The 23,787-nt window shown below is 72.3% G+C and carries 28 protein-coding genes; 11 read left to right on the top strand and 17 right to left on the bottom strand.

Translation table 11 applies throughout. The features are described from left to right. Positions 1–70 precede the first annotated feature (70 nt). The gene (locus VFC33_03790; protein HZR12349.1) at positions 71–2,728 is read left to right on the top strand and encodes an ATP-dependent DNA helicase UvrD2; all 2,658 of its coding nucleotides are present in this window, start codon (positions 71–73) and stop codon (positions 2,726–2,728) included. 8 nt (positions 2,729–2,736) lie between these two features. Here VFC33_03790 and VFC33_03785 read toward each other — a convergent pair whose 3' ends face one another. After that, positions 2,737–3,141: a PPOX class F420-dependent oxidoreductase gene (locus tag VFC33_03785; GenBank protein ID HZR12348.1), complete on the bottom strand. Its 405-nt coding sequence runs from the start codon at positions 3,139–3,141 to the stop codon at positions 2,737–2,739. A gap of 48 nt (positions 3,142–3,189) precedes the next feature. Continuing rightward, entirely contained in the window at positions 3,190–3,702 is a 513-nt protein-coding gene (locus VFC33_03780) for a DUF664 domain-containing protein (protein HZR12347.1), read from the bottom strand. 32 nt (positions 3,703–3,734) lie between these two features. Between VFC33_03780 and VFC33_03775 the strand changes: the two genes are divergently transcribed. Next, the gene (locus VFC33_03775) at positions 3,735–4,604 is read left to right on the top strand and encodes an NAD(P)-dependent oxidoreductase (GenBank protein ID HZR12346.1); all 870 of its coding nucleotides are present in this window, start codon (positions 3,735–3,737) and stop codon (positions 4,602–4,604) included. 15 nt (positions 4,605–4,619) lie between these two features. On the opposite strand, the gene VFC33_03770 is transcribed toward VFC33_03775, so the two are convergent. The 4 genes from VFC33_03770 to VFC33_03755 all read right to left on the bottom strand — a co-directional run bounded on the left by VFC33_03770 (position 4,620) and on the right by VFC33_03755 (position 8,695). Further along, on the bottom strand, positions 4,620–5,510 hold the full coding sequence (locus VFC33_03770) for a hypothetical protein (protein HZR12345.1): 891 nt from the start codon (positions 5,508–5,510) through the stop codon (positions 4,620–4,622). 1 nt (position 5,511) lies between these two features. Next, positions 5,512–6,384 (bottom strand): LLM class F420-dependent oxidoreductase, encoded by an 873-nt coding sequence (locus tag VFC33_03765; GenBank protein HZR12344.1) that lies wholly within the window; start codon positions 6,382–6,384, stop codon positions 5,512–5,514. A 55-nt stretch (positions 6,385–6,439) separates the two neighbouring features. Continuing rightward, positions 6,440–7,891, bottom strand: coding sequence for a cellulase family glycosylhydrolase (locus VFC33_03760; GenBank protein ID HZR12343.1), 1,452 nt, complete (start codon positions 7,889–7,891; stop codon positions 6,440–6,442). A gap of 78 nt (positions 7,892–7,969) precedes the next feature. Further along, entirely contained in the window at positions 7,970–8,695 is a 726-nt protein-coding gene (locus VFC33_03755; GenBank protein ID HZR12342.1) for a hemerythrin domain-containing protein, read from the bottom strand. A 169-nt stretch (positions 8,696–8,864) separates the two neighbouring features. Between VFC33_03755 and VFC33_03750 the strand changes: the two genes are divergently transcribed. The 3 genes from VFC33_03750 to VFC33_03740 are packed head-to-tail and all read left to right on the top strand — an operon-like array spanning position 8,865 to position 10,722. Then, entirely contained in the window at positions 8,865–9,335 is a 471-nt protein-coding gene (locus VFC33_03750) for a pyridoxamine 5'-phosphate oxidase family protein (protein ID HZR12341.1), read from the top strand. Continuing rightward, positions 9,332–9,748, top strand: coding sequence for a pyridoxamine 5'-phosphate oxidase family protein (locus tag VFC33_03745; protein HZR12340.1), 417 nt, complete (start codon positions 9,332–9,334; stop codon positions 9,746–9,748). The genes VFC33_03750 and VFC33_03745 overlap by 4 nt, the downstream gene beginning before the upstream one ends. Next, positions 9,745–10,722: a GAF domain-containing protein gene (locus VFC33_03740; GenBank protein HZR12339.1), complete on the top strand. Its 978-nt coding sequence runs from the start codon at positions 9,745–9,747 to the stop codon at positions 10,720–10,722. The genes VFC33_03745 and VFC33_03740 overlap by 4 nt, the downstream gene beginning before the upstream one ends. A gap of 13 nt (positions 10,723–10,735) precedes the next feature. On the opposite strand, the gene VFC33_03735 is transcribed toward VFC33_03740, so the two are convergent. Together VFC33_03735 and VFC33_03730 are read right to left on the bottom strand one after the other, a co-directional pair. Beyond that, positions 10,736–10,969: a hypothetical protein gene (locus VFC33_03735; GenBank protein ID HZR12338.1), complete on the bottom strand. Its 234-nt coding sequence runs from the start codon at positions 10,967–10,969 to the stop codon at positions 10,736–10,738. A gap of 97 nt (positions 10,970–11,066) precedes the next feature. Further along, entirely contained in the window at positions 11,067–11,867 is an 801-nt protein-coding gene (locus VFC33_03730) for an enoyl-CoA hydratase/isomerase family protein (protein HZR12337.1), read from the bottom strand. 71 nt (positions 11,868–11,938) lie between these two features. Here VFC33_03730 and VFC33_03725 point away from each other — a divergent pair, with 71 nt between their 5' ends. Further along, on the top strand, positions 11,939–12,379 hold the full coding sequence (locus VFC33_03725) for a hypothetical protein (GenBank protein HZR12336.1): 441 nt from the start codon (positions 11,939–11,941) through the stop codon (positions 12,377–12,379). Next, positions 12,376–13,137, top strand: coding sequence for a class I SAM-dependent methyltransferase (locus VFC33_03720; GenBank protein HZR12335.1), 762 nt, complete (start codon positions 12,376–12,378; stop codon positions 13,135–13,137). The genes VFC33_03725 and VFC33_03720 overlap by 4 nt, the downstream gene beginning before the upstream one ends. A gap of 9 nt (positions 13,138–13,146) precedes the next feature. Here the strand turns inward: VFC33_03720 and VFC33_03715 are convergent, their stop codons facing one another. Beyond that, positions 13,147–13,635: an SRPBCC family protein gene (locus tag VFC33_03715; protein HZR12334.1), complete on the bottom strand. Its 489-nt coding sequence runs from the start codon at positions 13,633–13,635 to the stop codon at positions 13,147–13,149. 9 nt (positions 13,636–13,644) lie between these two features. Next, a complete protein-coding gene (locus VFC33_03710; protein ID HZR12333.1) occupies positions 13,645–15,207 on the bottom strand; it encodes an amidohydrolase in 1,563 nt (520 codons plus the stop codon). A gap of 98 nt (positions 15,208–15,305) precedes the next feature. Between VFC33_03710 and VFC33_03705 the strand changes: the two genes are divergently transcribed. After that, positions 15,306–15,548 (top strand): hypothetical protein, encoded by a 243-nt coding sequence (locus VFC33_03705; GenBank protein HZR12332.1) that lies wholly within the window; start codon positions 15,306–15,308, stop codon positions 15,546–15,548. 13 nt (positions 15,549–15,561) lie between these two features. Here the strand turns inward: VFC33_03705 and VFC33_03700 are convergent, their stop codons facing one another. Together VFC33_03700 and VFC33_03695 are read right to left on the bottom strand one after the other, a co-directional pair. Then, positions 15,562–17,514 carry an NAD(P)/FAD-dependent oxidoreductase gene (locus VFC33_03700; GenBank protein ID HZR12331.1) on the bottom strand — a complete coding sequence of 651 codons (1,953 nt, stop codon included), beginning with the start codon at positions 17,512–17,514 and terminating at the stop codon, positions 15,562–15,564. A 12-nt stretch (positions 17,515–17,526) separates the two neighbouring features. Then, complete coding sequence (locus VFC33_03695) at positions 17,527–18,555, bottom strand: zinc-binding dehydrogenase (protein HZR12330.1); 1,029 nt, start codon at positions 18,553–18,555, stop codon at positions 17,527–17,529. A gap of 100 nt (positions 18,556–18,655) precedes the next feature. Between VFC33_03695 and VFC33_03690 the strand changes: the two genes are divergently transcribed. Together VFC33_03690 and VFC33_03685 are read left to right on the top strand one after the other, a co-directional pair. After that, complete coding sequence (locus VFC33_03690) at positions 18,656–19,027, top strand: PPOX class F420-dependent oxidoreductase (protein HZR12329.1); 372 nt, start codon at positions 18,656–18,658, stop codon at positions 19,025–19,027. Between the two features lie 65 nt (positions 19,028–19,092). Continuing rightward, complete coding sequence (locus tag VFC33_03685; GenBank protein HZR12328.1) at positions 19,093–19,479, top strand: cupin domain-containing protein; 387 nt, start codon at positions 19,093–19,095, stop codon at positions 19,477–19,479. Positions 19,480–19,495: 16 nt separating this feature from the next. On the opposite strand, the gene VFC33_03680 is transcribed toward VFC33_03685, so the two are convergent. From VFC33_03680 to VFC33_03660, 5 genes are all read right to left on the bottom strand, one after another. Continuing rightward, entirely contained in the window at positions 19,496–20,194 is a 699-nt protein-coding gene (locus tag VFC33_03680; protein HZR12327.1) for a DUF4386 family protein, read from the bottom strand. 67 nt (positions 20,195–20,261) lie between these two features. Beyond that, positions 20,262–20,603, bottom strand: a complete 342-nt coding sequence (locus VFC33_03675; protein ID HZR12326.1) for a PadR family transcriptional regulator — start codon at positions 20,601–20,603, stop codon at positions 20,262–20,264. Positions 20,604–20,620: 17 nt separating this feature from the next. After that, positions 20,621–20,992 carry a VOC family protein gene (locus VFC33_03670; protein HZR12325.1) on the bottom strand — a complete coding sequence of 124 codons (372 nt, stop codon included), beginning with the start codon at positions 20,990–20,992 and terminating at the stop codon, positions 20,621–20,623. Positions 20,993–21,089: 97 nt separating this feature from the next. Then, positions 21,090–21,827 (bottom strand): hypothetical protein, encoded by a 738-nt coding sequence (locus tag VFC33_03665; GenBank protein HZR12324.1) that lies wholly within the window; start codon positions 21,825–21,827, stop codon positions 21,090–21,092. Continuing rightward, positions 21,820–22,572, bottom strand: coding sequence for a class I SAM-dependent methyltransferase (locus VFC33_03660; GenBank protein HZR12323.1), 753 nt, complete (start codon positions 22,570–22,572; stop codon positions 21,820–21,822). Before VFC33_03660 ends, VFC33_03665 begins: the two co-directional genes overlap by 8 nt. 37 nt (positions 22,573–22,609) lie before the next feature. On the opposite strand from VFC33_03660, the gene VFC33_03655 reads away from it, so the two are divergent. After that, the coding region (locus tag VFC33_03655) for a geranylgeranyl reductase family protein (GenBank protein HZR12322.1) at positions 22,610–23,787 on the top strand (1,178 nt) is incomplete at its 3' end.

The raw sequence follows: 23,787 nt of genomic DNA, 5'->3' as shown, positions 1-23,787 counted from the left end.
TACGGGTTCCGTACGTGAGTGCCGCATGTTGGTAGCTGCTCCCTGTCATACCCGGTGCGACAATGTCGGCATGCCGTCTCCGGGACCGCGCGCGCTCGGCCGGGGCGTGGTCGTCGGGGTCGGCGACCCGCCGCCGCGGCCGTGGCAGGACGCGCCCGTCGTCACGATCGACGACGCGGTGCTCGACGCGCCGGGCGATGCCGTGCGCGCGCTGCACGACGCGTGGGCGGCGCGCCGGCCGGTCGTCGTCGCGCTCGCGGTCGATCCGGCCCGGTTCCGCGAGCCGCGCTCGTGGTCGATCGAGCCGTGGACGCTCCAGCCCGAGTTCGAACCGTGGCTCGACCGGCTCCACTTCCTCGTCTGGGCCAACAACTACGACGCTCGCGCCGGCGCGCCGATCTGGTGGTGGTCCCGGAAGGCGGCCCGTCTCGGGGCGACGGAGTCCGACGGCACGCAACCCGGCGACGTCCTGCTCCCGTCGGGCGAACCCGCGTGGATCGACGGCGGGCCGCGCGGCCCGCAGCCCGGGATCGCCGAAGCGGTCGTCCACCGCGAGACGGTCGAGCTCGGCCGGCTCACGCCCGTGCCCGCGCCGCGCGCGCCGAGCGCCGAGCTCGCACCCGACCAGCTCGCGGCAGTCGAGCACGGCGCGGGCCCGGCACGCGTCGTCGCGCCCGCGGGCTCGGGCAAGACGCGCGTGCTCACCGAACGGTTGCGCCATCTCGTCGTGGACCGCGGCGTCGAACGCGAGACGGTCCTCGCGGTCGCGTACAACAAGCAGGCCCAGCGGGAGCTCGAGTCGCGCACCAGCGACTTCTCGCCGCGCGCCCGCACGCTGAACTCGCTCGGCTACGAGATCGTCGCCCGCGCGCGTGGCGCGACGCCCCGTGTCCTCGACGAGCGCGAGGTCCGCACGATCGTCGACGGGCTCGCGCCGCCCGGTGTCCCGCGCCTCAACACCGATCGCATCGCGCCGTACCTGGAGGCCCTGTCCGAGGTCCGGCTCGCACTGCGCGATCCGGCACGTGTGGAGGCAGAGCGCGACGACGTCCCGGGCCTCGCCGGGATGTTCGACGGGTACCGCGCTGCCTTGCGCGCCCGCGACGCGGTCGACTTCGACGAGCAGGTGTACGGCGCGATCGAGGCCTTGCTCCACGACGGCCGGCTGCGCCGCGCGATGCAGGCCGCGTGCCGGCACCTGCTGGTGGACGAGTTCCAGGACCTGACGCCCGCGCACGTGCTGATGCTCCGGCTGCTCGCGGCGCCGGGGCTCGACGTCTTCGGCGTCGGCGACGACGACCAGGTGATCTACGGGCACGCGGGCGCCGACCCGCGGTTCCTCGTCAACTTCTCGGATCTGTTCCCCGGCGGCGGCGACCACCCGCTCGAGGTCAACTACCGCTGCCCCGTCGCCGTCGTCGACGCGGCCCGCCATCTCCTGTCGTACAACCGGCGTCGCGTGCCGAAGGTGTTGCGCCCCGGTCCCGGCGCGGTCGCACGCGACGACGCGCTCACGGTGCGCGTGCACGAGCACGACGCCGGCGCGTCGGCCGTCGTCGACGTCGTGCGCGGCTGGCTCGACGACGGGCGCGCCTCCCCGCGTGACGTCGCCGTCCTCGCGCGCGTGAACTCGCTCCTCCTCGCGCCGCACGTCGCGCTCATCGAAGCCGGCGTGCCCATCCGGTCGAACCTCGGTCCCGAGGTGCTCGAGCGCACCGGCGTGCGCGCCGCGCTCGCGTACCTCCGGATCGGCGCGCGTCCCGGCTCGTGCACGAAGGCAGACCTCGTCGAGGTGTACCGCCGCCCGTCGCGTGGGCTTCCCCGCTGGATCGAGAAGTGGTTCCGCAACGGCATGGGCGTCGACGGCGTGCGCGCGATCGCCTCGAGGATCGACGACACGAAGGTCGTGGGCAAGGTCGAGTCGCTCGCGGACGACCTTGCGCTCGTCGCCGACGCGGTCGGTGTCGCGTCGACGGCCGAGGCACTCTCGGTCGTGCGTGACACGATCGGCCTCGGCGACGCGATGAGTCTCCTCGACTCGAACGCGGCCGAGGGATCCAGCCACCTCGACGACCTCGAGGCGCTCGCGCAGGTGGCCGCGCTCCATCCCGACGCGGCGACGTTCGAGCCGTGGCTCCGGTCGGTGTTCCACCGCGAGACGTCGGAGGACGGCGTGACGCTGTCGAGCGTGCATCGCGTCAAGGGACGCGAGTGGGACCGCGTCGCGGTCTTCGGCGTGACCGCGGGGATCGTCCCCCACCGCCTCGCGGAGGACGTCGAGGAGGAGCGGCGCGTGCTCCACGTGGCGATCACGCGGGCGCGTGACGCCGCGGTGGTGCTCGCGGACGCGTCGCGCCCGTCGCGCTTCCTCGACGAGTTCACGGGCGCGGCGCCGCACGATGCGGACGAGCCCGCGCAGTCACGACGCCGCGACGGCACGAGCGTGACCGCCACGCCGGCAACGCCGCCACCCCCTCGTGACCACTCCCCCGAGGCCACCGCCGCGGAGGTCGCGCTGCGGCACTGGCGGACCCAGCGCGCGAAGCGCGACGGCGTGCCCGCGTTCGTCGTGTTCCACGACGCCACGCTCGTCGCGCTCGCGGCGAAGCGCCCGAAGACGCTGACGGCGCTGCGCACCGTGACCGGGATCGGGCCCACCAAGCTCGACCGCTACGGCGACGAGATCCTCGCCGTCCTCGACGAAGCAGCACCCAGCGCGGAGCTTTGAGCACGCGGTCAGTGGCGTCGCGACCTCGGCGTGTTGACCTTGTCGGCCGCGATGCGGAGGATGACCCGGCCGTGGGGACCGATCGGGTTCGCGTAGTCCTTCCCGAGATACTTGCGTGACAGCTCGTCGATGTGGGCACGCGCCTCGTCTCCGTCGACGGTGTCGACGACGTGACCGCGCACCTCGGCCCAGTCCCAGGGGTCGCTCTCGGAACGGATGAGCACGGTGACACGCGGGTCGCGCGCGACGTTGCGGGCGCGCTGGCGTTGGGGCTCGGTGTTCACGAGCAGGTGCTCGCCGTCGGTGTCGACCCAGGTCAGGAGCGCCTGGGGCTGACCGTTGGGCATGAGCGTGACGACGGTCGCGAAGTTCTTGCCCTTCGCGAGACGGACGGCGTCTTCGTCGAGCGGCACGGGGCCCTCCTCGTGGTCGTGCTGTGTGTCGCCGGTGCGCGTCGCGCATCAGCGCGCCGCGCGCTCGATCATGCCGCGAACGAACGCGGCCTGACCGGCGTGCTGGAGGTTGTCCGAGACGACGCTGACGAGCCGCACGCCGAGCGTGACCGGCGGGTCCCACGCGCGGTCGACGACGCGGTCGAGGTCGGCGTCGGTGATCCCTGCCACGAATCGCAGCGTGGCTGCGTGGACGTCGTCGTAGTAGCCGACGAGCATTTCCGCCGGAAGCCGGACGCGGCCGACCTCGTCGCGCGAGTGCCCGTAGCCGGTCGCGTGCGTGTCGAACGGGAGGCCGCAGCGCTGGGCCCACCCCCTCGCCGTCCACGCCTGCTCGTTGCCCGCCACGGTCGCGACGTGGTCGTCCTGGATCCGGGTGAGATGCCACACGAGCCACGCGATCGTGTTCGCGTCGCGGTCGACCCGGCGCGCGAGCTGGTCGTCCGTGAGGCCGTCGACGACGTGGTGGACGACCTCGCGCACGCGACCGAAGGCGTCCGCGAGGAGCTCCGCGCTGGTCACGGGCGCGGTTGTACCGCGTCGGCGGACCGGGTATGCAGCCGGCCGTGGAGGTCGCGCTGCTCGGGACGGGAACGATGGGGACGGGCATGGTGCACGCGCTGCTGCGCGCCGGTCACGACGTGACCGTGTGGAACCGGTCGCGCGAGCGGGCCGAGCCGCTGGCCGGGGAGGGTGCGCGCGTCGCGGCCTCGCCGGCCGAAGCCGTCGGGGCGGGCGACGTCGTCGTGACGATGCTGACGGACGGCGACGCGACGCGCGACGTGATGTGGGATGCGCTGGGCGACGTGCGCGCCGACGCGGTGTGGGCGCAGATGGGCACGGTGGGGATCGCGGCGACGGACGAGCTGGCCGGCCTCGCGCGCGACGCCGGCGTCGTGTTCGTCGACGCACCGGTCTCGGGGACCAAGGCACCGGCGGAGCGGGGCGAGCTGCTCGTGCTCGCCGCGGGCGCCGCCGACGCCCGCGCTCGCTGCGCGCCGGTGTTCGACGCGGTCGGGAAGTCGACGGTGTGGGTGAGCGAGCGTCCCGGCGACGCGACCCGACTGAAGCTCGTCGTCAACGACTGGCTGCTCGGGGTCCTCCTCGCGCTCGGTGAGGCACTCGCGTTCGCGGAGGCGCTCGGACTCGACGGCGCGCTCTTCCTCGACGCGATCCGCGGCGGACCGCTCGACACGCCGTACGCGCAGTTGAAGGGCACGGCGATGCTCGCGCACGAGTATCCGACGAGCTTCGCGGCACGGCACGCGCTGAAGGACGCCGGCCTGATGCACGACGCGGCCCGCGACCGCGGGCTCACGCTGCGGGCGACCGGGGCGGCCGCCGAGCTCCTGCGTGCCGCGGTCCACGACGGCCGCGGGGACGAGGACTTCGCGGTGCTGCACGAGGAGCAGCGGGCGCGATAGGCGCGGTCGACGCGGTCAGGCAGGTCCGAAGAGCTGGTCGCGCAGCGGGAACAGGTAGCGGTCGGTCACGAAGTTCAGGACGCGCCGCGCGGGCCGGAAGCGATCGGCGACGGACTGGATCACCTGCATCGTCGCGGTCAGCGGCGCACGCGCGGTCGTCGCGGCGAGGCGGTACCAGCGCGCGCCGAGCTCCTCGAGCAGCGCGACCGCGCCGAGGCTCTCGTCGTCGGGCACGACGTCCGACGCCTCGCGCGCACCCGTCACGCGCAGGAGACGCGTCCGCTGCACGGGCGCGAGGAAGCGCGTCGCGGTGTGATCCGGGAAGACGCCCGTCAGGAACAGCGCGAGGTCACCGAGGCGGCGGTACACGCCGGGTCGGTCGGCCTCGGGCACGACGTCGAGGAGCGTGGCCAGCTGCGCGGGGTCCAGCTCGCTGAACTTCCGTCGTCGCCATCCGCGCGCGGTGCGCTCCCACGTGGCACCGCTCGTGATGTGCGTGTACGACGCGAGGAGCTCGACCAGGAACAGCCGCCGCAGCGGGTCGTCGAGGAAGTCGCGCAGCACGCCGACGTCGAACACCGGGAGCCGTCGTCGCGGGCCGACCCACTCAGTCGTGAAGTTGAGCGATGCGAGCTCCTTCGCGGCGTGGTGCACCGCGACGGCGAACGCGAGGAACGGCGACACCGGCGACGCGCCGAACACGACGGGCGCGTCCGGCGTGCCGAAGACGGCGTCGTGTGTCAGCGGGTGCTCGAGCAGCGCGACCGCGCGATCGGGCTCGGCGACGATCCGTTCGACGGTCGTGTCGGTGGGGTCCGCGCCGACGCGTCGTGCCACGTCGGCGAGGAGGCGGAGGTCGTCCGGACCGAGCCGTTCGAGGTACAGGAAGCCCGCGGTGCCGGTCATCTCAGAACGACGCCACCGCGGGAATCACGTCGCGGCCGATGACGTCGAGCGGCTCGATCCGCGAGACGTTCCTCACCGAGCCGTGCGCGACCGTGAAGCCGAGCTCGGCGAGCCCGCGGAGGCGCTCGACGATCTCGCCGGCGTGCTCCCCGTGCTCGCCGACGTCGAAGTTGAACAACACCGTCTTCTCGATGTCGTCGTAGTCGCGGCCCTCGCGATCGCAGTGCGCGCGCAGCACGTCGAGCTTGCGCGCGAGGTCGGGCCCGGGGAACAGGTTGCAAGCCTGCGCATACTTCGCGACGAGGCGCAACGTCTTCCGCTCGCCCGACCCACCGATGAGGATCGGCGGATGGGGCCGTCGGAGCGCGGGCGGCGAGTTCAGCGTCCGCTTCAGGGTCGCGTGCCGGCCCTGGTACGGCGCGTCCTCGCCGCTCCACATCTGGAGACAGATCTGCAGCGCCTCCTCGAGACGCTCGAAGCGCTCCGCGGTGGGCGGGAAGGGAAGCCCGAGACCGAGCGCCTCCTCCTCGTTCCACGCGGCGCCGACGCCGAGCCACGCGCGGCCGCCCGAGAGCACGTCGAGCGTCGTGACGAGCTTGGCGAGCAAGCCGGGCGGCCGGTACACCACGCCGGTGACGAGCGTCATCAGGTCGATGCGGTCGGTGACGCCCGCGACGAACCCGAGCGTCGTGTACGCCTCGAGCATCTCGTGCTCGGGCGGCCCGATGACGCCGATCTGCCAGACGTGGTCCATCACGCTCAGCCGGTCGAAGCCGGCGTCCTCGGCGGCCCGCGCGATGCGCGTCAGATCGACGCGCATCTGCGGCGGTCCTCCGGGCCAGGTGAAGTCCGAGACGTGCACGCCGAGCTTCATGCGTCACCTCGCTGTCTCGCGATGCCGTCCGTCCCAGCATCGCGTGCCCCGGAGGTCAAGCGGGTCGGATCGTCACGGTGACGTCCGCGACCCCGGGCAGGCTGAGGACGCGTACGACGGGCGTGCCCGGTCGGGACACCACGAGCCCGCCGGTCACGGTGACGCGGTAGCCCGTCGGGTACGTCCGGGCGGGCGCGTCGAGGTCGGTGATGCCGGGGAGGCCGGGCGGTACGTCCACGCCGGGGACACGCGTGGTCGAGTACGTGAAGCGCATCGTCCGCGTCGTAGGGTCGTACGCGAGCGCTTCCGGGGTCCCCGCGACCGCGGTCGGGTGGGGACGGACCAGTGCGTCGACGACGTTCGTCACCAGGTTCGCCTCGGTCGGCGGCTTCGAGAGATCGCGCACGATCTCCTCGTTGTACGCCCACCAGATCCAGGGCACGAGCGCGCCGTCGAGCTCCGCGACCTGACGGTCGATCGCGGCAGTGTCGGTCGTCGCGCCGAACTCGGTGTTCAGGACGGCACCGCCGGTGCGCGCCGACCACTGCAGCGCGAACGACTGGACCGCGGGCTCGTTCGCGACGTTTGTCGCGTAGAGGTGGTAGCTGAGGCCGCTCGCGGGGCTGCCACCCGGCCGCGCGATGTTCGTGCCCGCGTCGCCGAAGTTGAACAGCACGTACGGCTCGCCGAACACGAGGTGCGACGCGTCGACGGCACGGATCGCGCCCGTCACGCGCGCGTAGTACCCGTCGAGCTTCGCGTCCTGGGCGGGGCAACCGGACGGCGGTGCGATGCACGGTTGCCACACGGTGCCCGGCCACGGCTCGTTCAGCAGGTCGTAGCCGAGCACCATCGGACGCGTCCGGACGCGGGCGGCCAGCGCACGGAAGATCGCCGCGACACGGTCCTGCAACCCCACGCCGCCGGGACCGGCCGCGTTCGCCCACAGGCTGTCGAACGCAGCCTGGATCGCGGGATTGGTGACGTAGTACAGGGGGAACGGCGTGCCCGTGTTCGGCGCGCCGCTCGTGATCGTCATCCAGCCGGGGAACCCGTCGCTGCCCAGCGTCGGACCCCAGCCGTCCTGGTGCAGGTCGACGAGCACGTAGACACCCTGCGCGGTCAGCTCGTCGACGGTCCGGAAGAACGAGTCGAGGTACGCCTCGTCGATCACGCCCGGGCTCGGCATGACGGACGCTGCCGTGAGGCCGAGGCGGACGACGTCGAACCCGTTCTGCGCGAGCCAGGCGGCGTCGTCGGAGCCGAAGCCCATCGCCGCGGGCGTGACGCCGTCGGTCTTCGCGACGAGGTTCACGCCGTGCAGCATCAGGACGCGACCGCGCGCGTCCGTGAGCCAGCGGCCGGCGTGCCCGACGCGCGCACGAGCCGGCGGCGGTCCTCCACTGAGCCGGATGGGCACGCACGCGGCGCCGACGACGGCGGCGAGGAGGACGACCACGACGGCGACGAGCCGTCGACCCGGGAAGGGATGACGCGGTGGGTGCACGCACGGGAGCGTACGGGGGTCGCTCCCGTGCGTGCATCCACGGTTACGTCACGGGTGCATCCGCGGATTGCCGCGACATCAGCCGAGCGCGCTCAGCCTCCGCGTGACCTGCGCGTACGCGTCCGGCGTGAGGACGGACTGCGCCAGGCCGAGCACGCCGGTGAAGACCTCTGCCGGCGCGCCCGCGCGGACACCGGCGAGCACCTCGACGCGCTCGTCCACGTTGATCGCGGGCAGCATCATCGACAGCGACATCGCCATCTCGTCCGGTGGGATGCTCGCGAGGATCGCTTCGTGCACCGAGCGCAGCTCGTCGGCGGTGACCCGCGCGGCGAGCGCGGGCATCACGACGAGCTCCTCGAACTCCTCGTGCTGCAGGTACGTCGCGGTGAACGACGCGAGCGCCAGGTGCAGGCGATGGACGGGAAGCCGGCGCGCCTCGCGCCGCTCGCCGAGCGCGTCGTCGGCGAGCGCGCCCACCTCGGCCATGATCGCGTCGATCGACGCGTGCGCCGCGGTCACCGCGGTGACGAGATCGCGGTCGACGTGCTCGAGCACCGGTCCGACAAACGTGTCCTCGTGGGCCGCGTGCGACACCAGTAGGCCGGCGAGCGTGGTCCAGCGCCCGACCACGGCCTCGAGGGCGGCGTCGTGGGACGGGTCGACGTTGCCCGCCGCGTACGTGACGGCGAACAGCTCGCCCCGGATCGCCTTGTGGATGTTGCCGTAGAGGTCGACCTCGACGGTCTCGAGCGGCGCGGTCGTGGCGGCGAGCTGCGGGACGTCGGTGACGGTGGCGGTCATGAGGGCTCCTCCCCTGCCGGGTACCGTCCGGGTGGACGGCGGGTCGAATCGGTCGAGGACGATCGTGAACGAACGCCGCCGCGCCCGCTCCTGAAAGCCGCGTGAGCGGGTGCTACCGATCGCTAAGAATTCGCTACTCCGCCGGCCGGACCACGTTGGGGGCACGTTCGTGATCGACGACGACAGGCGCGCGCTGCTCGAGTCACCGTGCTCGCTCGTCGTCGGCACGGTCGCGCCCGACCTGCTCCCCGACGCCACCCGGGGCTGGGCCGTGGTCGTCGACGCGCGCGAGGGCACGCTCCGCCTCCTGCTGTCCGCGAGCGCGGCGACGAGCATCGAGAACCTGCGCGCGACCGGGGTCGTCGCGGTGACGGCGACCGAGTTCCAGACGCTCGAGTCGGTCCAGGTCAAGGGGCGTGTCGACGGGATCGAGGACCCGTCCCGCGACGACCGCGCACGCTTCGACGCGTTCTGCGACGGGATGGTCGCCGCGGTGAGCGCGATCGACGGCGTGCCGCCCGAGATCGTGCGGCGCGCGCTCCCCGACGACGTCGTCGCGTGCGTCGTCAGGATCGAGGAGCTGTTCGACCAGACGCCGGGGCCGTCCGCGGGCGCGCGACTCGCTCGCGTGGAGGCGTGACCGTGGAGGACGCGTCCACCGTCACGCTGTCGGAGATCACCGCGTGCTTCGAGGGCATCGTCCCGGCGGTGATCGCGACGGCGTCGGCCGACGGCGTGCCGAACGTCACCCATCTCTCGCGCGTCCACTTCGTGGACGACGAGCACGTGGCGCTGTCGAACCAGTTCTTCTCGAAGACCGTACGCAACCTCAGCGAGAACCCGCAGGCATGCGTCACCGTGTTCGACCCGCGGACGTACGACAGCTACAAGCTCGTCCTGCGGTACGAACGCACGGAGCGTCGGGGCCCGATCTTCGATCGTCTCCGCCGTGACGTCGACGCCATCGCCGCGCTCACCGGGATGCACGACGTGTTCAAGCTGCGCAGCGCGGACGTCTACCGCGTGGTCGAGCTCGAGCGGATCACGCCGTGACGCGCTGCGGGCCGGCCGACGGGGACGTCCACCACCTCGCCGAGCTCGGGCGCCGCCTCACGCGATGCCCCGACCTCGACACGCTCGTCGGGGCCGCGCTCAGCGGCCTCGCCGACCTCTTCGGGTACGAGCACTCGTTGCTGCTGCTGCTCGACGAGACGGGCACTCGGCTCTACACGATCGCGAGTCACGGGTACCGGACCCAGGGCATCGGCTCCGAGGTCCGGCTCGGCGAAGGGATCATCGGGATGGCCGGCGCGCGCGTCGAGGCGATGCGCGTCGGCAACCTGGGCCGGATGCTGGCGTACGCGCGGACGGTGCGCCGCGCGTACGAGGCCGAGGGCGGCGAGGCACCCGGCACCGAGATCGCGCTCCCTGGCCTCCCCGACGCCGAGAGTCAGCTCGCCGTGCCCGCGGTCGTGCTCGGTCAGCTCGTCGGCGTGCTGGCCGTCGAGAGCCGCGACCGGATCGCGTTCGACGCGCGTGACGAGGACGTCCTCGCCGTCGTCGCCGCGCTCGTGGCGAGCGCGATCGAGATCGATCTCGCGGGCGAGCGGGAGAGCGACGGAGGCGTCGTCGACGCGCGGATCGCGCGCGACGACGTGTCGCCCGCCTCCGCGCCGTCGGCGCCGGCGACGCGTGTCCGGTTCTTCGCGGTCGACGGCAGCACGTTCCTCGACGACGAGTACCTCATCAAGGGGGTGGCCGGGCGGATCCTGTTCGCGCTGCTCTCGCACCACGAGCGCGACGGCCGGCTCGAGTTCACGAACAAGGAGCTGCGCCTCGACCCGTCGCTGGAGCTCCCCGAGCTCCGGGACAACCTCGAGAGCCGCCTGATCCTGCTCAAGCGGCGACTCGACGAGCGCGCCGCGCCGGTACGGATCGAGAAGGCGGGGCGGGGTCGTGTGCGGCTCCTCGTCGGCGCGCCCGTCCGCCTGGAGTGCATCGGCGCCGCGGCCGACGAAGACCGCTGACGCGGGCGACCGGTCAGGCGACGTCGCGCCAGCGACGCGGGCCGTCGCCGCCCCAGCGGGGGAACCGGCGGCGGAGTGCCGCCCGGCGCCGCTGCACGGTGACGAGCAGCGCGACGTTGGCGATCGCGAGCGCTGCGAACAACACGCCACCGACGGTCCGCCCGGCGGCGAAGCTCGTGACCGCCAGCGCGGCGAAGAGCGCCGCGATCAGGCACCGGATGACGATCACACCGTCGATCTTCTTCATCTTGTCTCCCTCTCTCCGCGATCGATGCTGCGCCGCACGGGCCAACGGCACGCGAGCGGATCGTGAAGATCGTGTGAGAGCGGTCGCCGCGGCGGGCCTACGGCGCGACGCGGTCGCTCGCGTCGTCCGGCGGCACCCAGCTCGGCAGACGCTTCTCGACGAACGCGCGGAACCCTTCGATCACCTCGTCGCTCACGATCGAGTCGTCGAAGGTGAGACGGTCGACGACGCCGTAGCGCGCGTTGATGATCCGCTTCAGCGCGAGACGAGCGCGTGGTGCGGCTTGCAGGACGTCGTGGACGACGCTCGCGGTCGCGCCCTCGAGCTCGTCGTGGGGAACGACCCGTGCGACCAGCCCGTGCCGCTCCGCCTCCCACGCGTCCAGCCGCCGCCCGCTGAACAACATGTCACGCGCGATCGCGACGCCGACCTGCTCCGGGAGGATCGCGGCGTGATAGGTGTCGGCGACGCCGCGCAGCAGCTCCGGCGCGCCGAACGTCGCGCGCTCGCTCGCGATCGTGATATCCGACAGCATCGCGATGAGCAGCCCGCCGCCCATGCACAGGCCGTTGACCGCGGCGACGACGGGCTTGCGCGACTCACGGATCGCGTCGAACGGCAGCACGCCCGTGCCCAGCAGCGCGCCGTAGTTCGTACCGCCGTCGTCGAACTGACCGCCCATCTCGCCACCGGGCGCGAAGACGTCACCGGTGCCGGTGATGACGAGCGCGTGCAGCGACGGATCCCCGTTGACCCGCTCCACCGCGCGGCGGATGCCGAAGTACATGTTGGGCGTGAGCGCGTTGCGACGCTCCGGACGGTCGATCGTGACGCGTGCGACAGGCCCGCGGCGCTCCCAGTGCAGGAACCGCGTGCCGAGGTCGGAGTCGTCAGGCATCTGCATACAGTATGCAGACGGGCCTCAGCGGCGCCGAGGGGCGCGGCGCGGCGACGGTCTACGGTCGCGGCATGGGCATCGTCGACGAGCTGCTCGCGCACGCCGGGACCTACGTCGGCGTCGACACGAGTCCCGGCGTGGACGATCGCGGAGCAGCCCGCATGGTCGTGTCGCCGCTCCCGGGCGGGTCCGGCGTCACGCTCGACTACGAGGTGCTGAACCCGGCGTCGCTCGACCGCGTGCGCGTGCACATCGAGCACACGATCCTCGCCCGCACCCACGACGGCGGCTCGATCATGGTGATCGGACACGACCACGCCGACTCCGTGGCGGTGCTGCGGGAGACCGATCCCGGGACGTTCGAGCTCGGCTCCGAGCCGGCACCGTTCCCGATGAAGGTCGTGGTGTCGATCCCCGAGCCGGGCCGGCTGCGTCATGTCTGGTGGTACGGGAGACCCGGCGGCGACGCCGAGGAACGCGACGTCGCGGAGCTGCGACGGATCGACGGATGACCGGATCGCACGAGGACACGGTTCGCTCGTCGTTCCGCCGGCAGGTCGGCCTGTTCAGCGGCGACGAGTCGTTGTTCGCGTCGCGTGGCAACCCGAACCTCGCGTGGCTCGAGCCGTTGCACGAGGACTCGCTCGCGCTCGAGATCGCGTGCGGCGCGGCACACGTCGCCGAGGAGGTCGCCCCGCACGTGCGTGCCGTTGTCGGCGTCGACCTGACGCGTGAGCTGCTCGCGCTCGGCGGCAGCCGATTGCAACAGGCCGGCGTCACGAACGTCGTCCTGCAGGAGGCGAACGCCGAGGCGCTCCCGTTCCTCGACGACTCGTTCGACCTCGTCTACTGCCGCGCGTCGCTGCACCACTTCGCCGATCCCCGCCGCGCCGTCGACGAGATGGCCCGCGTCTGCCGGCCGGGTGGCCGCCTCGCGGTGTCCGACCTCGTCGCGCCCGTCCCCGACGTCCGCGAGACGTTCGACGCGGTGCACCGCCTGCTCGATCCGTCGCACGTGCGCGCGTTCGTCGCCGACGAGCTGCCCACGCTGTTCCCGACCGGCTTCGCGGTCTCACCGGGCGTGCCGGCGACGATCCGCCTGCCCCTCGACGTCGTGCTCACCGAGCAGTCGGATCGCGACCGCGCCTGCACCATGCTGCGCGCCGAGACCGAGGGCGGCGCCGCGACCGGGCTCGCGCCGGCATGGCAGGACGGCGCGCTCACGGTCGAGTTCGCCGCGGTGTCGTTGCAGGCGGTCAAGCCTGCGTGACGCGCGTCCTCAGCCCTCCGCGACGCGCTTGAGGTTGGCGAGGGTGTCGCGGATCCCGTCGCGAGCCATCTGCGCCATCCCGTCGATGCGCGCCGCGACGTCCGCGTCCGGGTTCCCGCTCGTCACGAAGTCGGGATACGCGGGCAGCACCTGCCACGACTCCGTCACGCGGGTGCCGCCGCTCACCGGTTCGAACGTGTAACCCCAACGGACGAGCTCGACCTCACCGTCGGGGCCGTGGTTCACGAACGTGAACTCGCGGCCGGGCTCCGCGACGACGACCCGGCAGTGCGTGTCCCACGTGTACTCGCCGATCGCGTTGTGACCCGTGAACCACGCGCCCTGCTTCCCGGCCTGCGCGGGATCGTTCCACGTCCCGCTCGTGCAGACGGGGCTCAGCTCACCCATGCGGGTGACGTCACTGACGATCGCGTACACCTCCTCGGGCGCGCGGTCGATCGTGATCGAGTCGGAGTGGCGGTACCGAGAGACATCCATGGGCGGAGGCTATGTCGCGCGGAACACACGCTGCCCCGCCACCCAGGTCTCCGACACGCGCGGCGGGTGCTCCGCGTCGAGGGGGCCGTCCAGGACGACGAGATCCGCGCGGAGCCCGGGCGCGAGCCGTCCGCGCTCGTGCTCCTGGCCGCCGGCGTACGCCGCGCCCGCGGTGTACGCGCGGAGCCAGTCCTCGTAGGGGACCGACTGGTCGGGACGGAGCACGGTGTCGCGCGACGTGCGACGCGTGACGCCACGGGCCGAGGTCAGGAGCGGCTGCGCGAACGCGCACGGACTGTCGGACGAGCCGGCCAGCGGCACACCCGCGCGCGCCAGGTCGCCGAACGGCATCCACGTGGTGTCGTCGAGCTCGAAGCCGTCGACCGCACCGCCCATGTGGTGCACGAACCCGGGTTGCACGACGGCGACCGCCCCGAGCGCGGCCATGCGGCGGACCTGTGCCCGGGTCGCAAGCGTCGCGTGCTCGACGCGGAAGCGGTGGTCGCCACCCGGTGCGGCTCTCGCGGCGTCCTCGAACGCGTCGAGCGTGGTGTCGAGCCCACCGTTGCCGATCGCGTGCACCGCGACGCGGAAGCCACGCTCGACGACGCGCCGAGCCTGGGCCGCGAGCCCGTCGAACACGATCCCCATCGAGAGCGGGTGCCCACCGAACGTCCCCCGGATCGCGGGGAGCACGCCGCCGTCGGCGAAGAGCTTGACCGCGCCCACGCGCAGCCACTCGTCACCCTCACCCGTCGGGGGACCGTCGAGTCGCGCGTCGTCGAGCGGGCTGAGCAACGCCTCGTCGTGCGGCATCGTGACCACGCTGACGGGTAGCCGGCGCTCGCGGGCGAGCCGCGCGTACTCGCGCTCCGCGGAAGGTGGGCACGCGGCATCGTGGACGCACGTGATGCCGTCGGCGAGGAGCGCACGTGCGGCGTCCGCGATGTGATCGGCCCAGCGGTCGGGGTCGCGGTAGGGCTCCATCGACCGCGCGTGCGCGACCGAGAAGGCCCGTTCGACGAGCAGCCCCGTCGGCTCACCGTCCGGTGCGCGCTCGACGACACCGCCGTCGGGGTCCGGCGTGCCGCGCCCGATCCCGAGCGCGTCGAGTCCCGCCGACGAGACGACGCACTGGTGGTAGCTGTAGTGCACGACCACCACGGGACGGTCGAGCCCGAGCGCGTCGAGATCCGCGCGTGTGGGCGCGAACCCGTTCTCGAGATCCGACCAGCCGACGGCGCGCACCCACTCGGCGTGCGGCTCCGCAGCCGCGTGCGCGAGCAGTCGCTCGCGCAGCGCGTCACCGTCCGTCACACCGGTCAGATCGGCCCACCGCGGGTGGAGCGCCGCGATGCACAGATGCGTGTGCGCGTCGATGAAGCCGGGCAGCAGGGAGCGGCCGTGGAGGTCGACGTACGTCGCGTCCGGGTGTCGGGCGGCGAGCGCGGCGTCGCCGACCTCGGTGATCCGGTCGCCTTCGACGACGAGCACGTCGGCACGCGTACGAGCCGCGTCCATGGTGAGGATCGGCCCGCCGGTGAACACCGTCGTCGTCTTCTTCGTCGTCATCGGATCTCCGCCCGACTCGCACGTGTCGGGTCGAGACGGTCGGCGTGCCTAGTGTGTCCGGGATCCGCCACCCCGCGACACCCGAGGAGAGGGACGGCTTGAGCGACTACGAGATCCCGGAGCCGGAACCGAAGGAAGAGGACGAGAAGCTCGCGATCCAGTTGCGCCATCTCGCCGACAACGCGGTGCTGAAGGCCCGGCCGCAGGGCGACGAGCAGTGCGACAACTGCCGCTACTACCTCGAGCCGTCGCGCGAGATCTCGTACTGCTGGCACCCGAAGGTGCGCATCCTGGTCGGCGACCAGTGGTGGTGCCAGTGGTGGGAGGCGAACCCGGAGTAGCGCGACCGCTGCGTCAGCGGATGACGTAGTCGTCGAGCGCGAGGGTGCGCGTCATCTCCCAGTAGTGGTCGATCGACCACGGCGACAGCGTGTACACCCTGCCGGCCGGGTTCTTGTAGTGGCTGTGCGCGATCGACGGGTGCGCCCACACGAGCTGGCTGATCTCGCGTTGGTGCCACTCGGCGTACGCGTCGTGGACGTCCGGCCGGACCTCGATCGTGCGCGCGCCGCTGCGCAGCACGGCGCGGATCGCCTGGAGCGCGTAGCTCGTCTGGTACTCCGAGTGGAAGAACAGGCTCGCGCTGTGCGCGAGGTTGGTCCCCGGGCCGTACACGCAGAACAGGTTGGGGAAGTTCGGGATCGTGATGCCGAGATGGGCGGTCGGCTCGTCGCCCCACTGGTCGCGCAGCGAGACGCCATCGCGGCCGGTGACGTCCATCGACGCGAGGAAGTCGTTGTGGCGGAACCCCGTCGCGTAGCAGATGACGTCGGCACGCCGGAGCGTCCCGTCGACCGTGACGACGCCGTCCGGCACGATGCGCTCGATCGCGGTGCGCACCAGCTCGACGTTCGGCTTGCACAGGGTGTCGAGCCAGAACCCGTCGTCCTGCAGGATCCGCTTCCCCGACGCCGGGTAGTCGGGGATCGACTTCTCGATCAGGTCGGCGCGGTCGCCGAGGCGTGACCTGATCCAGCCTTCGAGCTGCTCGCGGCGCAGCGCGTTGCCCTCGTTGATCGCGAGCCCGTCGCCGTCGGGGTAGTCGGGATCGATGCGGTAGGGCCCGACGCCGGTCGCGATGCCCGCGTAGCCCATGAGGAACCGGAGCCACCGCGCGTAGAACGGGAGGTGGCGCAGCGCCCATCGCTCCCCCGCCGGGACGGCTGTCCGGTAGACGGGATTCGGGAACATCCACTGCGCGGTCCGCTGGTAGATCGTGAGCTGCGCGACGTCGTCCGCGATGGACGGCGCGATCTGGAACCCGCTCGCGCCGGCGCCGACGAGCGCGAACCGCGACCCGCTGATGCCGAGGTCCTGCGGCCAGCGCGCGGAGTGGAACGCCGGGCCGGTGAACGTCTCCATCCCGGGGATGTCGGGCAGCTTCGGGATGTTCAGCGACCCGACCGCGCTGATGACGAACCGCGCGTGCAGCACGTCGCGCGCGCCGTCCGCGCCCTCGATGTCGACGCGCCACTCGTCGTTCGCGTCGTCCCATGTGAGCGCGGTGACCGTGGTCCCGAACCGGCACCGCGGCGCGAGCTCGTACTTGTCGACGACGCGCGCGAAGTAGTCGCGCAGCTCGGGTTGGCGGCAGTAGTACTCGCTCCAGTGGTCGCCGGGCTCGAAGGCGTAGCAGTACTGGTGACTGCCGACGTCGACGCGGGCACCCGGGTAACGGTTCTCCCACCACGTCCCGCCCGGACCCTCGTTCTTGTCGACGATCGTGAACGGCAGTCCGGCCTGCGCGAGGCGGATTCCCGCGAGGATGCCGGACTCACCGCATCCGACGACGACGACCGGCGAGCCCGCCTTGACGTCGTCCGGGATCTCGTCACCCCACGTGATCGCGCGGCGGTCGACGCCGTCGAACTGCATGTCCTCGAAGAGCATGTCGACCAGGCGCCCGTCGAGCGGCCGGCACGCGAGGAACGACATCATCTCGAGCAGGAGCTCCTGCGAGAGCGGGTGGGCGACGCAGCCGTGATCGCGGTACGCCGCGATCGCGGGCACGGCGCGGCGGCGCACGTCGTCGCGATCGTCCGGAGACAGTCCGCACTGGAAGTTGGCGGACGAGCCGAGCGCGGGCAGGGGGCGCCCGCGGATCCACGACGGGTCGCCGGTCATGTGGACGAGGGAGCAGAGGAGCACGGGGATGCTCACGTCCTCGAGCGCGCGGGCGATGTGCGCGTCGTCGTCGGTGAACGGCTCGCCGGCGTGCCGGTTCGTGACTGGTTCGGTGCGCGTCATCTGCGGCGGTTCCTAGCTCGCGAGGTCGGTGACGAGGGCGCGGCCGAGGTAGCGGCTCGCCTCGAGGTCGTCGAAGATCGCCGGGAGGTCCGACAGGCGGCCGCGACGGGACACGTGGCTCCTCACCTTGCCGGCGGCGGCGAGCGCGACGAGCTCGCGCATGTCCTGGACCGTGCCGACCGCCGAGTACACGAGGGTGATGTCCTTGAAGAAGAACTCGAAGGGGTTGATCGAGATGTTGCCCTCGCTCGTCGGCGGCAGCCCGACCCCGACGAACAGGCCAGTCTTGCGCAGCAGTTGGAGGCCGAGCTCGAACCCCGCCATGCGTGCCGAGAACACGAGCGACGCGTCGACGCCGCCCGTCTCGCGTCGCACGGCGTCGAGCGCGTCGGCCGCGTCGACCGCGATGCTCGCCCCGAGCGAGCGCACGAACGCGAGACGCTCCTCGCCGACGTCGACGCCGATCACGTCGTAGCCGAACTCGCGCGCGAGTTGGACGGCGTAGTGGCCGAGCCCGCCGGCCGCGCCGACGATCGCGACGGGCCGGCCGGGCAGCACGCCGTGCTGCTGCAGCTTCTTGACCGCGCCGTACGCCGTCAGGCCGCCGCACGCGAGCGGTGCCTCGTCGTCACCGACGCTGTCGGGCAGCGTGACGAGTGACGGCGCCCAGACCGTGAACTGCTCCGCGAACGTGCCGAGGATCCCCTTGCTCTGCGCGCAGTGGCGCGGGCGGCCGCTCAGGCAGAACTCGCACGCCCCGCACCAGTAGCCGCCGCCGGTGCCGCCGAGCCCGAGGATCACGCGGTCACCGGTGTTCACGAACCGCTCGGCACCCGGGCCGAGCGCCTCCACGATCCCGATCGCCTCGTGCCCGACCACGCCCGACCGCGGGATGCCGGCCCAGTCGCCGCGCACGAGGTGCAGGTCGGAGTGACAGACACCGGCCGTCGTGATCCGCACCCGCGCCTCGTCGTGGCGCGGCTCGGGTGTCGGGAGGTCGCGGAGGTGCAGCTCACCGTCCTCCAGGCGCATGGCCTTCATCGGTTCCCCTCCCACCGGCGTCGCGGACCGCCACATGTTGGCGCGAACCGGCGGGACCGCGGGCGGGAGTACCGCGGACGTCCGGCGTGTTGACCCCCGCATGACCGAGTTGACCGCGGCACAGATCGAGTACCTCGACAGCCAGCGACTGGGACGGATCGCGACGGCCGGCGCCGACGGCCGGCCGCACGTGGTCCCCACGTCGTTCCGCTACAACCGGGAGCTCGGGACGATCGACATGGGTGGGCTCCACGTCGCGACGACGAAGAAGTACCGCGACGTCCGGGCCAACGGCTGGGCCGCGATCGTCGTCGACGATCTCGTGTCCACAGACCCGTGGACGCCGCGGATGCTGGAGATCCGTGGCCGCGCGGAAGCCGTGCCCACGGGCGGCGCCGGCTTCGGACCCGGGTTCGGCGACGCGTTCATCCGCCTGTACCCCGAGAGGGTCAACAGCTTCGGAATCGACTGACGACGTGCTGCGCCGGGGAGGCTACGAGCCGGGCGCGTGACCTCGCGACACGGGAAGGAGCAGCCATGGACGTCCAGCCGAGCAGACCGACCGCCAAGGGTCCCGACGAGTGGTTCACCGGCGCGGTGTGGATCGACGCCATCGCGACCGGCCGCGCCGACACAGCCCTGAGCGTCGCCTTCGTGCGCTTCACGCCGGGCGCGCGCACGGCATGGCACTCCCACGCGATCGGTCAGACGCTCTCCGTCACGGAAGGCGAGGGACGCGTGCAGTCGCGCGGCGAACCCGTCGTCACGATCCGTCCCGGGGACGTCGTGTTCACGCCGGGTCACGAGTGGCACTGGCACGGCGCCGCTCCCGACCACTTCATGACGCACCTCGCGGTCTCGGAGGGCGACGCGGAATGGGGCGAGCACGTCACGGACGCGGAGTACGGCGCGCCGAGCGACTGAGCAGCGCGTCGCGCGGTCAGGCCGCCGTTGTTCGCGGAGCCGTCTCGCGGCGCATCAGGATCACGCTGCTCGCGAGCACGAAGACCAGGAACAGCGCGAAGCCGATGAGGTCGAGCACCAGACCGAACGTCGCGATCAGGCCGCCGAGGCCGAAGGCCTGGAGGAAGAGCGTCACCGCGGCGACGATCGCCACCCACGCGATCCACCGTGGCAGCAGCGCGCCGCGGAGTGTCAACAGACCTGCCGCGGCGAGGAAGATGCTGCCGAAGACGTCGCCCACGCTGTCGATCGCGAACGTCAGGAGGTAGAGCGTGTAGGAGATGCCGTGATCGTGGTGCGCGCTGTATGACGCGAGCTTCCCTCCGAGGAGGCCGGTGATCCCCAGGTCACTCACCGCGTGGAGCGCGATCATCAGCACACCGCCGACGAGCACCAGCACGGCGACACGCCTGGTCCGTTCGCTTCCTGAGAGGAAGTCGTAGAGCTTCCAGACGTAGATCGAGAACGCGACGGAGTAGACGGCTGACAGCCCGGCGATCACGAGCAGCTGCGTGCGGTGCGCATCGAGCGCGGTCGCGATCTTCGCCGCCGAATCGTTGTGGTTGATCGGAATGCTGCCGCCGATCACGGACTCGGCGACGAGCGCGACGACGAAGACGATGCCCGCCGCCCAGGCGTACCGGTCCCACGTCCCCGCGTTGTGCGTCGTGCTCACCACGCGACCACCCCCGCCGCCTCGGGCGCGACGCACGGACCTCGTCGCCGCGCGCCACGCGCGGACTCTAGGTGCTGCCGGACGACCGCACGCTGCGCCGAGCGGCCGCGCGAGGAACCACGGCAACCTCCTCGACGAGCTCCCCGATCGAACGGCGCAGCTCGGTGAGCGCTCGCCGACCCGCGCGTGTCGCGCGGTAGCACCGGAGCACGCGACCGTTCACGACCTCTTCGTGGTCGGTCAGGAGCCCCGCGTCGACCATCCGGTGCAGCAGCGGGTACAGCGTGCCGGGTGAGATGCGATGGCCGTGTCGCGCGAGCTCCTCGCTGAGCCACGCTCCGTGCACGTAGTCCTCTGCCGCATGGTGGAGCACGTGCACCGCGACCGCACCCCTGCGGAAGTCGCGCACGAGATCCATTCGCGCGCTCAGCCGGCCGGCTGGAACAGCTCGACGAGGTTCCCGGAGGGATCGGGGAACAGGATCTGTGAACCACCGGGGCCGGTGACGACAGGGTTGCGCGGCTGGAGCCCGGCTCGCGTGAGCCGGTCGATCTCGGCGTCGAGGTCCTCGACGACGAAGTGGATCCGGTTCCACCCGCCCGGCGCCGGACGTGTGCCGTCGGCCATCGCCCTTCCCGCCGAGCTGTTCGGCCCGCTCAGCAGCAGTCGCAGGTCACCGCGAGCGACATCCGCGAACGCGGGGCCCGCCTGCGACAGCACCTCGAAGCCGAAGTGCTCGGTGTAGAACGCGACGGCGACGTCGACGTCGTCGACGATGTAGCGGACGTTGACGACCATGACCCCTCACAACCTGATATCGGAGCACGATAACGTATCGCGATATCGTACGCCGAGTCGATGGCACGGACGTCGACGGCACGGACGTCACGATGCGCTACCGGGTCTTGACGAGCACGAGCGCCACCGCCAACGCGACGACGCTCCACGACAAGGTCCCGAGCGCGCGTTCGAGCGGGCGGAGCAGGGTTCGCGCGTCGAGCGCACGGACGGTGCCGTCGTCGGCCCGCACCTCACCGGAGACGCGCTCGACGTGACGGCGCAGGAAGCGTGCCGGTGTGCTGAGGCTCCGCTGCGCGAGCGACAGCCCGAACGCGGCGCCGGCCGCGACGACGGCGACCGCGTCGACTCGCGCGCTCTGCACGAAGTAGCTCGTGAGCACCGGGAACGCGCCCCACGCGGCCGCGAAGCCGACATCGTTGTGCAGGCGTCCGCCGAAGAGCTCGAGGTTGTACCCGAAGAGCAGCACGGTGCCGACCGCGATGAACGCGCCGAGTGCCGGGCCGACCCGGCCGAGCCCCGCGATGCCGAGCGCGACCGCGGCGGCGGTCCCGACGCCGGCCGCGAACCAGAGCGTGTGGTCCGAGAGCCGCGTGTGCAACGGATGGCCGTGCACCTCGTCGAGCGCGTGCGCGGCGACGCCGACCGCGCAGAAGAACGCGAACAGCGTCGCGATCAGCCGGACGCCGTCGAGATGCGGGGCGAGGGTCGCACCGATGACGACGTACGACAGGTGCCACGCGGTGTAGGGCGGATGCAGGATCGTCCACCAGTCGCGCCAACCGCCCACGCGTGCTGCGTAGAACGCGGGGCGAGGTCGGTCGGTGTCAGTCACGCCTGGTTCCCCACATGACGACGCCGCCGCCCAGGCTCATCAACCGCGCGTCGACGCCCTCCATGCCGGCGTCGCGCCAGGCGGCGAGCGTCGCCGCGACCGGATGGGCGCGGTAGTGCGCAGAGATGTTCGGGCCCAGGAACCGTCCGACGTCGAACCACGCGCGTCCGGCGAGGGCACCCGCGGCGGGCAGCACGCCGCGCGTGTACACCCACCACCAGAACCGCCAGAACGGGTTCGGCGGGACGTGGAACTCCAGGCTCGCCATCGGCGCACCGGGCTTCAGCACGCGTGCGAGCTCGCGGAGCGTGTCCCGCGGATCCGAGACGTAACGCAGCAGGTAGGTGAACGTCAGGGCGTCGAACGTCGCGTCCGGGAACGGCAGCCGCTCCGCGGTGCCGAGCACGAGCTGGACGCGATCGGGCGCGTCCGCCCGTGCGACGTTCACCTGACCGCGGCGCAGCATCGCGTCGGTCACGTCCACACCGACGACGCGTCCGGCGGTCTGCGCGACGAGCTCGAGCGCGACGCCGGCCGTGCCGGTCGCGACGTCGAGGATCTGCGCGGGATCGGCGGGGACGACGTGGTCGAGCATCTCGCGCCGCCAGCGGCGGTTCTGACCGAGCGAGAGGACGTCCTCGAGCACGTCGTAGCGCCGCGGCAGGCCGGTGAAGAGGCGCTGCGCGAAGTCGTGCGGTTCGCGGCCGCGCTCCCGTTCTCGCCGGGCATCCCGGACCGACGGCACGCCCGTAGAGTAGGGCGCTTCCCGAGAGGAGGACCGGGTGGCCGAGCACCGGTTCGACGCCCTCGTCGTCGGTTCGGGTCCCGCGGGAAGCGTCGCCGCGCTGGTGCTCGCGCGCGGCGGCGCGCGCGTCGCGCTCGTCGACAAGGCGCCGTTCCCGCGCGACAAGGCGTGCGGTGACCTCGTCGGGCCGCGGGGGGTGCAGCTGCTGCGGGAGGTCGGGATCGACACGACCGGTGCACGGCAGGCGGGTGACATGGTCGTCGCGGGGCCGACCGGGCGTTCGGTGCGGCTGCCGTGCTTCCCCGGCACGAGCTATCCCGGCCACGCGATCGTGTCGCCGCGCACCGAGCTCGACGCGCGGCTCCACGACGCCGCGGTGTCGGCCGGCGCCCGTCCGTACGTCGCGCGAGCGGAGCGCCCCGTCTGTGCGGACGGGCTGGCGGGGTTCGAGCTGTCGAGCGGCGACGTCGTGACGGGCGACGTCGTGCTGGGTGCGGACGGCGCGACGAGTCGCGTCGCGGCGGCTGCCGGACTGGTCGACGACCGGCGTGTGCTCTGGGGGTTCGCGCTGCGCGCCTACGTCGACGCCGAGATCACCGCGCCGCGCATCCACCTGTGGGAACCGGAGCCGTGGCGCGCACTCCCCGGCTACGGGTGGGCGTTCCCGGGCGACGTCGAGGGTCGCGCCAATGTCGGGCTCGGGATCGGCGTGCTCGCCGACCGCGCCGCCGCGGCCCCGGTCACGCGCGACTTCGACGCGTTCCTCGCACATCTCGATCGCACGGGCATCGTCGACCACGCACGGGCGCGCGTCGCGCGCCGCCTCGGAGGTTGGCTCAAGCTGGGGATGGTCGGCACCGTGCCGGCGCGTGGTCGGGTCCTGCTCGTCGGCGATGCCGCGGGCCTCGTCAACCCGCTTCAGGGCGAGGGGATCTCACAGGCGATGGCGAGTGGGCGCGCGGCCGCCGAGCTCGTGCTCCAAGGGCCCGGGGTCGCGGCAGCCCGCTATCGCCGGTTCCTCGCCGCGACGTTCCTGCCGTATCAGTCCGTCGCGGCGCCGTTCCATGCCGCGCTGCTGCCGCACCCGCGCGCCGTCGCGGCGACGGGACGTCTCCTCACCGCACCGGGGATCGGTCGCGCCATCGCCGGCGGATGGTCGGTCTTCTGGAACGACCTGCTCGACGGCGCGCGACCGGGGCCGGCGCGCACTGTCGC

This window comes from Acidimicrobiia bacterium (genome assembly GCA_035651955.1).
Taxonomy (GTDB): domain Bacteria; phylum Actinomycetota; class Acidimicrobiia; order IMCC26256; family JAMXLJ01; genus JAMXLJ01.
This window is presented reverse-complemented; position numbering and strand designations above follow the sequence as displayed.

What these genes read in the sequence shown, in the direction of transcription:
- VFC33_03775 (HZR12346.1), top strand. Translation starts at nt 3,735, where the DNA reads ATGCAGCCGGCCGTGGAGGTCGCGCTGCTCGGGACGGGAACGATGGGG.
- VFC33_03755 (HZR12342.1), bottom strand. Translation starts at nt 8,695, where the DNA reads ATGACCGCCACCGTCACCGACGTCCCGCAGCTCGCCGCCACGACCGCG.
- VFC33_03715 (HZR12334.1), bottom strand. Translation starts at nt 13,635, where the DNA reads ATGGATGTCTCTCGGTACCGCCACTCCGACTCGATCACGATCGACCGC.
- VFC33_03685 (HZR12328.1), top strand. Translation starts at nt 19,093, where the DNA reads ATGGACGTCCAGCCGAGCAGACCGACCGCCAAGGGTCCCGACGAGTGG.
- VFC33_03765 (HZR12344.1), bottom strand. Translation starts at nt 6,384, where the DNA reads ATGAAGCTCGGCGTGCACGTCTCGGACTTCACCTGGCCCGGAGGACCG.
- VFC33_03695 (HZR12330.1), bottom strand. Translation starts at nt 18,555, where the DNA reads ATGAAGGCCATGCGCCTGGAGGACGGTGAGCTGCACCTCCGCGACCTC.
- VFC33_03670 (HZR12325.1), bottom strand. Translation starts at nt 20,992, where the DNA reads ATGGTCGTCAACGTCCGCTACATCGTCGACGACGTCGACGTCGCCGTC.
- VFC33_03690 (HZR12329.1), top strand. Translation starts at nt 18,656, where the DNA reads ATGACCGAGTTGACCGCGGCACAGATCGAGTACCTCGACAGCCAGCGA.
- VFC33_03700 (HZR12331.1), bottom strand. Translation starts at nt 17,514, where the DNA reads ATGACGCGCACCGAACCAGTCACGAACCGGCACGCCGGCGAGCCGTTC.
- VFC33_03725 (HZR12336.1), top strand. Translation starts at nt 11,939, where the DNA reads ATGGGCATCGTCGACGAGCTGCTCGCGCACGCCGGGACCTACGTCGGC.
- VFC33_03710 (HZR12333.1), bottom strand. Translation starts at nt 15,207, where the DNA reads ATGACGACGAAGAAGACGACGACGGTGTTCACCGGCGGGCCGATCCTC.
- VFC33_03735 (HZR12338.1), bottom strand. Translation starts at nt 10,969, where the DNA reads ATGAAGAAGATCGACGGTGTGATCGTCATCCGGTGCCTGATCGCGGCG.
- VFC33_03790 (HZR12349.1), top strand. Translation starts at nt 71, where the DNA reads ATGCCGTCTCCGGGACCGCGCGCGCTCGGCCGGGGCGTGGTCGTCGGG.
- VFC33_03730 (HZR12337.1), bottom strand. Translation starts at nt 11,867, where the DNA reads ATGCCTGACGACTCCGACCTCGGCACGCGGTTCCTGCACTGGGAGCGC.
- VFC33_03720 (HZR12335.1), top strand. Translation starts at nt 12,376, where the DNA reads ATGACCGGATCGCACGAGGACACGGTTCGCTCGTCGTTCCGCCGGCAG.
- VFC33_03770 (HZR12345.1), bottom strand. Translation starts at nt 5,510, where the DNA reads ATGACCGGCACCGCGGGCTTCCTGTACCTCGAACGGCTCGGTCCGGAC.